13 protein-coding genes and 1 pseudogene are annotated in these 10,537 nt (G+C 61.7%); 9 read left to right on the top strand and 5 right to left on the bottom strand.

The genetic code is table 11. From position 1 onward, the window contains the following. Window positions 1-145 precede the first annotated feature (145 nt). Both ACLP2E_RS08670 and ACLP2E_RS08665 read right to left on the bottom strand, forming a co-directional pair. Entirely contained in the window at window positions 146-346 is a 201-nt protein-coding gene (locus tag ACLP2E_RS08670; RefSeq protein ID WP_442463734.1) for a hypothetical protein, read from the bottom strand. Between the two features lie 994 nt (window positions 347-1,340). Then, window positions 1,341-1,775 (bottom strand): hypothetical protein, encoded by a 435-nt coding sequence (locus tag ACLP2E_RS08665; protein ID WP_442463733.1) that lies wholly within the window; start codon window positions 1,773-1,775, stop codon window positions 1,341-1,343. A gap of 210 nt (window positions 1,776-1,985) precedes the next feature. Between ACLP2E_RS08665 and aqpZ the strand changes: the two genes are divergently transcribed. Further along, on the top strand, window positions 1,986-2,693 hold the full coding sequence (gene aqpZ / locus ACLP2E_RS08660; protein ID WP_442465686.1) for an aquaporin Z: 708 nt from the start codon (window positions 1,986-1,988) through the stop codon (window positions 2,691-2,693). Between the two features lie 83 nt (window positions 2,694-2,776). Then, window positions 2,777-3,241, top strand: coding sequence for a hypothetical protein (locus tag ACLP2E_RS08655; protein ID WP_442465685.1), 465 nt, complete (start codon window positions 2,777-2,779; stop codon window positions 3,239-3,241). A gap of 59 nt (window positions 3,242-3,300) precedes the next feature. On the opposite strand, the gene ACLP2E_RS08650 is transcribed toward ACLP2E_RS08655, so the two are convergent. Both ACLP2E_RS08650 and ACLP2E_RS08645 read right to left on the bottom strand, forming a co-directional pair. Then, window positions 3,301-4,272: a DnaJ C-terminal domain-containing protein gene (locus tag ACLP2E_RS08650; RefSeq protein ID WP_442461629.1), complete on the bottom strand. Its 972-nt coding sequence runs from the start codon at window positions 4,270-4,272 to the stop codon at window positions 3,301-3,303. A 114-nt stretch (window positions 4,273-4,386) separates the two neighbouring features. Beyond that, a complete protein-coding gene (locus ACLP2E_RS08645) occupies window positions 4,387-4,875 on the bottom strand; it encodes an RT0821/Lpp0805 family surface protein (RefSeq protein ID WP_442461630.1) in 489 nt (162 codons plus the stop codon). A 43-nt stretch (window positions 4,876-4,918) separates the two neighbouring features. Between ACLP2E_RS08645 and pdxH the strand changes: the two genes are divergently transcribed. From pdxH to ACLP2E_RS08615, 6 genes are all read left to right on the top strand, one after another. Continuing rightward, window positions 4,919-5,533, top strand: a complete 615-nt coding sequence (pdxH, locus tag ACLP2E_RS08640; protein WP_442461631.1) for a pyridoxamine 5'-phosphate oxidase — start codon at window positions 4,919-4,921, stop codon at window positions 5,531-5,533. Next, window positions 5,530-5,976, top strand: coding sequence for an NUDIX hydrolase (locus ACLP2E_RS08635; protein ID WP_442461632.1), 447 nt, complete (start codon window positions 5,530-5,532; stop codon window positions 5,974-5,976). Before pdxH ends, ACLP2E_RS08635 begins: the two co-directional genes overlap by 4 nt. A gap of 233 nt (window positions 5,977-6,209) precedes the next feature. Next, window positions 6,210-6,599 carry a TIGR02301 family protein gene (locus tag ACLP2E_RS08630; RefSeq protein WP_442461633.1) on the top strand — a complete coding sequence of 130 codons (390 nt, stop codon included), beginning with the start codon at window positions 6,210-6,212 and terminating at the stop codon, window positions 6,597-6,599. Window positions 6,600-6,721: 122 nt separating this feature from the next. Continuing rightward, window positions 6,722-6,979, top strand: a complete 258-nt coding sequence (locus tag ACLP2E_RS08625; protein WP_442461634.1) for a hypothetical protein — start codon at window positions 6,722-6,724, stop codon at window positions 6,977-6,979. Between the two features lie 333 nt (window positions 6,980-7,312). Further along, complete coding sequence (gene fabI / locus ACLP2E_RS08620) at window positions 7,313-8,155, top strand: enoyl-ACP reductase FabI (RefSeq protein ID WP_442461635.1); 843 nt, start codon at window positions 7,313-7,315, stop codon at window positions 8,153-8,155. Beyond that, complete coding sequence (locus tag ACLP2E_RS08615) at window positions 8,152-8,772, top strand: histidine phosphatase family protein (protein WP_442461636.1); 621 nt, start codon at window positions 8,152-8,154, stop codon at window positions 8,770-8,772. The genes fabI and ACLP2E_RS08615 overlap by 4 nt, the downstream gene beginning before the upstream one ends. On the opposite strand, the gene ACLP2E_RS08610 is transcribed toward ACLP2E_RS08615, so the two are convergent. Beyond that, entirely contained in the window at window positions 8,746-9,546 is an 801-nt protein-coding gene (locus tag ACLP2E_RS08610) for a prephenate dehydrogenase/arogenate dehydrogenase family protein (protein ID WP_442465684.1), read from the bottom strand. The two genes, ACLP2E_RS08615 and ACLP2E_RS08610, sit on opposite strands and share 27 nt — an antisense overlap. A gap of 395 nt (window positions 9,547-9,941) precedes the next feature. Between ACLP2E_RS08610 and ACLP2E_RS08605 the strand changes: the two are divergent. Then, a pseudogene (locus tag ACLP2E_RS08605) lies at window positions 9,942-10,537 on the top strand (hypothetical protein); the annotation flags it as partial.

Here is a 10,537-nt window from a genome sequence, read left to right as displayed (position 1 = left end):
CTGAGGCGGCGAGCGTCAGAGCGATAGAAAGACAAGAGATAAGCTTCGTCACGGGTTAGCTCCCACCGTTTAACCGTGGATCGTCTCCGAGGTTTGACTCCGCTCAGATGCGGTAAGCCGACACGGCAGCGCGGAGCATCGAGTTTTACGGCGTCTGTTCTGGCGCGGAGGAACCGAAGTCAAGCAGCGGATATACCCGAGACACAATCGATCCCAGACAGACGAGCACCACCAGCAGCTTGAGAAGCTGCGCTAGTCGCGCTTCGGGACAAAATCTATCGATGACCCAGAACAAGATGGCGCCAACGACGACGGTAATCAGGATTCCAATTACAAGCGTGATCATAATGATCTCCCCCTATCACAGCGGCAATATTTTCAAGACTACCATCGCCCCGGTCTATTGACGAGCTGAAGATTGATTAGAATCGAAATAGCGCCGAGGCGCTGTGACCACGCTTAAGGGTCGGTCATCTATTTCGCGAGTGAAGCTGCCGACTGCGGAATGTGTTGTCCTTGGTTCGACGCCGGAATGAGGAACCGAACCGGTTTCGCGGTTTCAAGACGGCGTTTCGCGGTTCGATGAGGAAAACGGCGAGCGCGTCGAGATCGCCATTTACCCCCTCGAAGATACAGAATGGTCGTTAGAGATCGTTGCCAGCGATGGTTGTTCGACCGTCTGGGAAGAGCCATTCGAGTCTGAGGAGGCGGCGTTGGCCGAGGCCGTGATTGCGATCAAGGACGAAGGGATCAAGAGCTTTTTTGAAGGTGCGGCGGGGCAGGGTGCGCTGCATTAAAGGCTGTCACAGGGCGTTCGTTTCGTCGCTGATCCCGTTCGATTCGGCGCGCGTTCTCGGTGTCGATCAAAGCGCGATTTCTGGCATTATCGCTGCCGCGTTAAGTCCGTAATCACCGTTCCAGAGGCGGTATTTTTGTACGCCTTATTTATACGGTATTTGTACGAAAATTCTGAAAGTGTTATAATACATTGAAAGTCAACGATAAAAAATAGCTATTAAGGGACTTAAAATCCCTCAGCCGCAAGGCTATGCCGGTTCAAGTCCGGCCGCCCGCACCACTCTATTGGCGCGAGCCCGGGTTGGCGCAGGACGCCGGCGTCGGGCGGGTCATGGCTTTGGCCACGTTCGCCGGCGCCTGCTCGACCCCGCCGATCACCGGCGCGACCCGCGATTGATAGAGCCTCGTTGGGACGAGACCCCGATCGCCAAAACTTGGCCCAACGGTCTCTCCGACAGCGGGGCCCCCGGACGGGTTCAATCGCGGGAGCGCCCGTCGCCGCGTCGAGTTCTCCAAATCGATGAAATTCTGGACGCTGTCCGTCATTGCGATTTGGGCGACGTGACCTCTTCAATGGCGGAAAAAAGGAAGGCTGTCGTCAGTCCGAATAAAATGAGACCATTCATCGCCTCGATGGCGCCGAGAAGTTTCCAGCGGTCCTCCAGAAAGACGCCGGCATGACCGTAACTGGTGATGGCGCTGAGCGAATAGAGCATAGCGGTCACTTCGTCGGGCAGGGCGCCCACCCATATATAGAGGGTGGCCCACAGGCTTGCTTCAAACGAATGGAGCGCCGCCGCGCCAAGCGCGATCACGGCGATGTTGGCGATGAAATGGCGGCGGCGGTGGTTTGTCTTGCCGGCATGCGCCTTGCGCAGCGTCCTGACCATCATAACGAAGACGGAAACGTGAAAAACCACCGTCAGGATCAACAGCGGCAGTCCCCATATCCAATCCGCGACCCAGCGCCAGTTCATGACTTGTCGATCCCCTGGCGAGCCAATCCCCGTCGCCGGCGCGCTTCGCCAACCTTGGCAACCGCCCGTTACGCGGTCAAAGCGACGAAGACAAGACATTCGTCAGTCGCAGCCGGCGCAATCCGGAGCGCCCATCACGACGGCCACTCGAGCTTTGACTTTGGCGGTCGCATCTGAAAAAATCCAATCCTCTTCACCTGGGGTCGACAAATGAAGTATTCCTTGTCTACAAAACTTCTCGCTGAATTTCTTGGCACTTTCCTTTTGGTCTTCGGCGGCTGCGGCAGCGCTGTCCTGGCGGCCGCCTTTCCGCATCTCGGCATCGGCTTCGCCGGCGTCGCCTTGGCCTTCGGCCTCACCGTTCTCACCGGCGCCTATGCTTTCGGTCCGGTTTCCGGCGGTCATTTCAACCCGGCCGTTTCGCTCGGCCTCGCCGTGGCCGGCCGTTTCTCCTGGGGCGAACTCGTCCCCTATATCATCGTGCAAGTGATCGGCGCGGTGGCCGCGTCCTTCGTGCTCTATGTGATTGCTTCCGGTGGCCCGGATTTCTCGATGGCGGGCGGCTTCGCCTCCAACGGATATGGTCCCCATTCGCCCGGCGGCTATGACTTGCTCGCCGCCGCGGTGATCGAGATGGTTCTGACCGGCTTCTTCCTGCTGATTATTCTCGGCTCGACGGAAACCCGGGTTCCGGCGGGTTTCGCGCCGATCGCCATCGGACTCGCTCTCACCCTGATCCATCTGATTTCCATTCCCGTGACCAACACTTCGGTCAATCCGGCCCGCTCGACCGGTCCTGCCCTGTTCGAAGGCGGATGGGCGCTGCAACAGCTTTGGCTGTTCTGGGCCGCGCCGCTGGTTGGCGGGGCCATCGGTGGCCTGCTCCACAAACTGGCGCTTGCCGAAAAAGCAAGCTGAAGCAAGAGCGGCCGACCCCCAACGGGTCGGCCGTCGAAATCATGGTCGGCCTCGTTGCTGTCATTCGCCACAAGGGTAGGGAAATGAATCCAGGTAAATTGCGCTTGTTCGCTGCTGCCGTCGCCGCCATGTTCATGTTTGCCGACATAGCCTTGGCCATGCCGATCGCGCCGCCGCCGGAATCGGGCGAAGTTTCGCCGGCGCTCGCGCGCGTCGTCAGGGGCGGCGGCGGTCGCGGCGTGGCCGTTCGTGGCGGCGCGGTCCGCGGAGGCGCTTATCGTGGCAGCGCGGTTCGGGGCGGCGTTTATCGTGGCGGCGTCCGTGGGGGCGCCTATCGGGGCGGCGCGGTCGTCGTTGGCGGACGCGGCGCTTGGGGGCGCGGCTATCGTTGGGCGCCGGGCGGGGCGATCGCGGCAGGCGCCGCCATCGGTTTCATCGCCGCAGGGAGCGCCGCCGCTTACGCAGCCACGCGACCGCCAGCTCCAGGTCTATGTTGGTATTACACCGACCAGTCACGACGTAGCGGTTTTTGGGACGTCTGCCCCTGATTCGACCAGAAGAAGGCTTTGAGCCCCGACCCGACACCGTCGGAGCGGGGCTTTTTTGTTTATTTTTTCAGATCGGTCCGGGGATCATAGGGCTTGTCGGCGCGCCAGCGGCGCATAAGCTCTTCCAGATCGGCGTCAGCGCCTTCAGGCAGGACGATGCGCAAGGTGACGAGAAGATCGCCGGCCGGCTTGTCGCCCGCCGCGGGAAGTCCCTTTCCGCGCAATCTCAAGGTACGGCCCGAATTGCTATGCGGCGGCAAGGTCAATTCAACCTTTCCGCCCAGCGTCGGTGATTCGACTTTCGCGCCGAGCACCGCCTCGTAGAGCGTGATCGGCAGGTCGAGGCGCAAATCGCGTCCCTCGATGCGGAACAGGCCGTGCTTTTCAAAGCGGACCGTCACCATGGCGTCGCCGGCAGGACCGCCGTTAGGGCTAGGCTGGCCCTGGCCGCGCAGGCGAATCTGCTTGGCTTCCTCGATCCCAGCCGGGATCGCGACTTCCAGCGTGCGGCCATTGGGCATCAGCACGCGCGCCTTGCCGCCGTGAATCGCAGTCTCCAGCGAAACGGCGGTCTCGAGCGCGATATCGGCGCCCGGTTCCCGCGTCTGCCGCCCCGCGGCGCCGCGTGGCCCGCGCGCTCCGGCGAAAAGGTCGGAGAAAATGTCGGCCGCGTCGAAACCGGCGCCGCCGCCGCCGAAATTGAATTCGAAATGTTCGGCGCCGCCCGGGCCGCGCCTGCCACCGGGACCCGCGCCCTGACCGAAAGGCCCTGCGCCCCTGGAAAAGCCCTCGAAGCCGGGATGGCGCGGCTTGCCTTCGGCGTCGATCTCGCCACGGTCGAACTGGGCGCGCTTCTTCTCGTCGCCCAGAATTTCGTAAGCGGCGTTGGCCTCGGCGAATCGGTCCTTCGCCTTGGGATCATCCGGATGCTGGTCGGGATGGTGCTGCTTGGCGAGTTTGCGAAACGCCTTTTTCACATCGGCGTGGGAGGCGTCCTTGGCGACGCCGAGTATTTGATAAGGATCGCGCATTATTCCGATAAGCCCAAATCGTCCTCGGCCCGCGCAGGCGCCGGCGTTTGTCTTGGCCTTTATTTGGGCGCAACCCCGCTCCAGCGCAAGGGGGACGGGACGCGCTAAACGTGCTCAGTCCTTTTTCGCCGGACGCCATTCGGCAACGGTCCATTGAGCGCTCTTGTCGCGGCAGGCGGCGCCGCGCGCTGTCGCGGGTCCTTGAGCGGTGTTGAACTGCGCCTGGAAATCCCGGCAGATCAGGTCGTTGGAGGGATAGGCGAATCCGGCCGGGGTGACCGAGCCGTGCGCCTTGCTGACCGGATTGTCCCAATGCACGCTGGCGCCGTTGCCCTGCGGGTCGAGAGCAATTGCCAAGGCCCCGAGCGCGCGGCGACGGTCTTCCTCGTCGAGGGCGGTAGGCAGTCCGGGCGGTTTTTTTGCCGCGACCGGCGCGATCGAACCGGTTGTCTCCACATCGCCGCCCGGCGCCAGCGGCGTCAGGGCGCAACCGGCCAAAGCCTGGCAAATCGTCGCGCAGGCCGCGAATTTTTTGGCGAGCGACCGCAATTGCGGCCCGCGCGGCGTCGGTTCACTATGGAGCGTGGGCAAAGAAAGGTACAAGGCGGGCGATGTCCGACGGAATTAAACCGGGAGCCATAATGGGATGAACGGATTAACGGGTGGTAACCATCAGCCGGCGCATGCGCCATTTGCTTTGTTCCGCCACTGGCTGGACGACGCGGAGGCGCGCGAGATCAACGATCCCAACGCAATGTGCCTCGCCACCGTCGATCAAAACGGCCTGCCCAATGCGCGAATGGTGCTGCTGAAGGGCTTCGACGACGACGGTTTCGTGTTTTACACCAACAAGGAGAGCGCCAAGGGCCGCGAACTGGCCGGTCAGCCGCAAGCGGCGGGGGTTCTGCACTGGAAGAGCCTGCGCCGGCAATTCCGCTTTCGCGGGTCGGTCGAGGAGGTTTCGGACGAGGAATCCGATGCCTATTTCGTCAGCCGTCACCGCGACAGCCGGATCGGCGCCTGGGCCAGCCGGCAATCGCGCCCGCTGGAAAGCCGTTTCGCGCTGGAAAAGGCCGTCGCCCTCTACGCCGCCAAATTCAACTTTGGCGAGGTTCCCCGCCCGAAACATTGGGGTGGCTATCGCATTCGGCCCGTCGAGATCGAATTCTGGACCGACCGCCCTTTTCGCCTGCATGAAAGGCAGCGCTTCACCCGTCCCGCGCCGGAAGGGGACTGGCTTTGCGAGCATCTATATCCGTGAGCCAATCTCGCCGTCATTTTCCGTCCCAGCCCGCTTTGGCCGTCAGCATAGCGGTCTTTCGCCAGGGCGAGGTCCTGCTGGCGAGCCGCACCGCTGCGCCTTATGCCGATCTTTTCACCTTGCCGGGTGGGCTCGTCGAGATCGGAGAGACGCTCGAATCGGCCGCGCTGCGAGAGTTGCGCGAAGAAACCGGAGTATTGGCGCGACTGGTCGGCTTCAACCAGCCCGTTCAGCATATCGTCCGGGATTTTTCCGGGCGGGTCGAGCGTCACTATGTCATTCTGTCGTTCGCCGCCCTCTGGCTTGACGGAGAGGGCAGGGCAGGCGCCGAAGCGGGCGAAATCGTCTGGCGGGCGCCGGAAAATCTTTCCGGGCTTCTCCTGACGCCGGGATTGCCCCATATCCTCGCCGAGGCGAAGAGAATCGTGGACGGAGCGCGATGATATTTTCCCCATCTTTTCGGCGAACGATGCTGGTGTTTTGCGGGCTGGGCCTGGTCGCTGGAAGTCCGGCGCGGGCGCAATTCTTCTTTCCGTTTTTTGACAATCGCCCGTCCCGGCCGCCAAACGCCGAAATGAGGCGCCACCCCCCCCATGAAATCTTCCGCCGCGAATCGGAGCGGTCGGCGGCGCGAAACAAGTTGCACCGACCCAAGTTGAAAGAGGCCGAAAGGCGCTTGAAGTCGAGTAACAAGGCGACCGCGCTGGCCAAGGCTGAAGCGCCCGCTCCAGCGATCGTCGAAGGCCCGCCGCCGCCCTATGAGCCGCAATTGCTGCGGCTTTCCGAAATCATGGGCGCTCTCGCCTACTTCCAGACCATTTGCGCCGCCGCCAAATCCTCATCTGAAGATCCGCTCTGGCGCGAAAGAATGCAGGATCTGATGGCCGCTGAAACGACCGGACCCTCGCTGCGTGAAAAACTCGCCGGCGCCTTCAATCGAGGATTGCGAGGCTACGAATTCAGCTATCGCGTCTGCACGCCCAACGCCATGCTGGCGCGCAGCCGCTTCCTCGATGAAGGCGCGCAGCTTGCGCATGAAATATCCACCCAATATCGCGCCAACTGAATTGCCGTCGGCGGCGGGTTTGATCCGTGTGGCGAGGCCTTGAAAACCGCCGCCGTAGCATTAACCGTTTCTTAAGTCGTCGCTCGCTTCGAATGGCTATGCCCGCTAAGGTCGTTTGCATCATGACCTCCGCACAATCTCCCCATTTCGAACTCACTGGCGCCGAAGACGAACGTCGGGCGGCCCTGGCTTACGTAACGGAAGCTTTTGCAGAGGCGATCCTGGCTGGGATCGAAAGCGAGAGTTTCGCTCATGCCGCGCTTTTCGCCGCTCTGCAGGAGCTGGTGGAAACCTATGGTGAGGAAGCCGTCTCGGCCTTCGCCGGACGCCTGCCCGAACGAATCGCCGCCGGGGAATTCACGGTGGCGATGAAACATTAAGCTTTGCACTGGCTGGGCTGGCCTGCTGAAATTCAAAATGAGCCACTGCGGAGCTCGATTCGATTAGCGCCCGCGAAAAACGCGCAAAACTGCCATCGCGCGGTCAAATAATGTTAACAAAGCTTACACATTTCCGCTCCAGCCAGCGCCAGGAGGCGGCGCCTTTTTTCCGGTGTGCGGCGTTTTCCGGCCTAAAGCGGGCAAAGATCGGGTGACGGCCCGGTAAAGGTCGGACGGCGGCATACGCCTGAGGCTTTGAGCGGCGCCCCGCACGCACTTGCCTCTGGCGCGGGGCAAGGCTAAATGGCCGCACAAGAAAAATTGGGATCGATAATGACGATGAACGTAGCGGACGCCACCCTGAACACTCACATGGGAGTCCTGCGTGGCAAGCGCGGGCTGGTCATGGGTCTGGCGAACAATCGCTCCATCGCCTGGGGAATCGCCAAGGCTGCCCGGCTTGCGGGGGCGGAGATCGCCCTGACCTATCAGGGGGAGCCGCTGGAGCGGCGGGTGCGGCCGCTGGCGGCGGAACTCAACGCCCATGTGGTCGGCGAATGCGACGTGACCGACTCCGCCTCGATCGACGCGGTTTTCGCGGAAGTCGAGAAATTGTGGGGGGAACTCGATTTCGTGGTCCATTGCATCGCTTTTTCCGACAAGGACGAACTGACGGGCCGTTATGTCGATACATCCGAGGAAAACTTCAAAACCTCGCTGATGATCTCCTGCTATTCCTTCACCGCCATCGCCCAGCGTGCGGAAAAGCTGATGAAGGACGGCGGCTCGATGCTGACGCTGACCTATTACGGCGCGGAAAAATGGATGCCGCATTACAATGTGATGGGTGTGGCCAAGGCGGCGCTGGAGGCCAGCGTGCGCTATCTCGCCGCCGATCTCGGCGAGAAGAACATTCGCGTCAACGCCATATCGGCCGGCCCGATCAAGACGCTTGCGGCTTCCGGCATCGGCGACTTCCGCTATATTCTCAAATGGAACGAATATAATGCGCCGTTGCGCCGCACAGTCACCATCGACGAGGTCGGCGAAAGCGCGGTTTTCCTGCTCTCGCCAATGGGGCGCGGCGTAACTGGCGAAATCCTCCACGTCGACGCCGGTTATCATGTGGTGGGTATGAAAAACCCTAACGCGCCCGATATCACCAGAAAAGAATGACCTGCGGCGTCCCAAAGCGCAGCGTTCCGCCGCGGCTGTATTTTCTACGGCATGGCGAGACAGACTGGAATGCTGAGGGACGGCTGCAAGGAAGGCAGGACGTGCCGCTGAACCCCCTCGGGCGGGACCAGTCGGCGCGGGCCGGACGCAAGCTGAAAAAACTGCTGCTTTCGCAAGGCGAAAACCCCGCAACGCTCTCGTTCCAGTGTTCGCCGCTGCTGCGCACGCGGCAAACCCTGGGGCTGGCGCGCGCCGAACTCGGATTGCCGCCGGAGGGCGGCGAGTTCGACGACAGGCTGATCGAGTTCACTTTCGGACGCTGGGAAGGGCTGACCTGGCCGCAGGTTTGCGCCCTCGATCCCGAATTGGCCAAGGCGCGCGAAGCCGACAAATGGAATTTCATCCCGCCCGGCGGCGAAAGCTACGCCGATCTGGCGCAGAGGCTCGAACCCTGGCTGGAGGCGCAAAAGGCGCCGAGCGTCGTGGTGTCGCACGGTGGCGTCGCCCGCGCGCTGATGACGCTGATAGGCGGACTCCCGGCGGAACGCGCCCCCGTCGCAGACATATGGCAGGGGCGGGTGCTGGTGTTTTCAGCCGGCCGTTTCAATTGGATCTGATTTTTTAGATTCGCCGTTTTGCTCTAGCTGCTCCGCCAATTCCGCCGCCAGAGCGAAAAAGCGCCGCCGCACGTCCGGGGCATAGGGGTTCATCCGCTCGATGGCGTAGAAAACCTCGGGCGCGTCGTAACGAACCATCTCGATCGCGCGAAAAATCAGATCGAAGCTGGCGGTGGTCATTTGCCGGGGCAGGGGCTCCATTTCCACCAGAACCTTGGCGATCAGATGGGTCAGGCCCTGCACCATCGCCGCGTCGCGGTCATGCGCCTCGGGCGTGGCTATGATCGCGTCGAGCCCGAAAGTATTGCGCAGAAAGGCGGCAAGTGGACGCACGTGGCGTCCCCTTATCGGGCATAGCACGATTTTCAGTCCCTTGACGCCGCCGCGCGCGCTTTGCGGCCCGAACATCGGATGCGTGCCGACGATGTCGACATGGTCCGGCAGTTCGGCGAGCATGATTTGTGCCGGAATCACCTTGACCGAGCCGACGTCGAGCACCAGCGCGCCGGGACGCAGATAAGGGCTGATCGCCGCAATTACTGCGCTGAGTTGCGGCACCGGAGTGGCGAGAATCACCGCGTCGCAGGCGGCGACTTCCGCCAGCGGTCGTAGGGTCACGCCCTTGATCTCGCCCGTGACGATCGGGTCGTAGCCCAAAATCGGAAAATGTGCGCCGAGATGGGCGGCGGTGAGCCGGCCGAAGGCGCCGAGGCCGATCAGTCCGATGCTTTTCTGCGACCGCTTGCGCGGCCGTCTGATGGGGCGCTCGCTCAAAATGCGTCCTCGCCGGCGCTCTGTCGCCCTTATTTTGGCTGGTCGTAGCTGCAGACGCCGGGGAATTTATTGAATTTCAGAGGGCCGCCGCAGGGGTCACAACCGCTGACCAAAGCGCAAAGCGCCAAAAGGGCGCCCAATCGAATGCACAGGGCCACGGTTTCGCCTCCCAAGCCAAAATTCTATCGCGCAAGCGCGCGGCGGAAATTGCGCTGGGCGGCGGGCGAAAGTCAAGCACGGGTCGAGCTGAGCCTCTGCCTTTAAATCCTGAAAACGGCGGCGCTGGCTGTCAAAATTGAGCTAAATCAAACAGATGTTGCAAAATTGACGGTATGGAGATCGTTAAGTTCCGTTAACCTTTGTCGCAATCCAATGTCCTGACCGGAAAATCAGCGATGACCGACTATTATCCTCTGCTAAAGCGCGCCCTGGCGTCAGCGCCGGCGGCTGATCCGTTGGCGCGGCAAAACATCTATCGCTCGGCGCGCCGGGCCATGACGCAGGTCGTTGTGGGAACGCGGACGGGCGCAGCGCAAGCCAGCCTGAATGAGGAATATGGCGAGTTCGACAAGGCTGTGGCCCGGGTCGAGGCCGAAGTCGGGAGCGTTGCGCCGCAGTCGCTGGCCTTTTCAAAAGCAGCGGCCGTTTCACGCCAAGAACTGGAGGCCCGCGTCAGCAAATTCGCCATGAAACAAGGGACCAGAGCCTCGTTCCAGTTCGCTCGGACCGGAAACGTCTTTGGTGAGAAGCTTGGGCAAGATGTTTCGCCGGACTCCGACGCACGGACGACGCTAGATTTGCCGCCTGAACCCGCAAACGCCGACAAAGTCGGTTTGCCCGCCGCAATTGTCGATTGCTTGCGTGGCGTCAAGGAGGAAAAAATGTCGAGACTTGATGAGCTGAACAAGATTTTGCGCAAGCTGCAAAGCGATTCTCCCGGTCTCGAAGCCAGCGCGCTGATTTCGGAAGACGGATTGATGATCGCCAGCGC

This window comes from Rhodoblastus sp. (assembly GCF_052145335.1).
In the GTDB taxonomy this organism is placed as follows: Bacteria; Pseudomonadota; Alphaproteobacteria; order Rhizobiales; family Beijerinckiaceae; genus Rhodoblastus.
The sequence above is the reverse complement of the archived record's forward strand: the minus strand, read 5'-3'. Positions and strand labels throughout refer to the sequence as shown.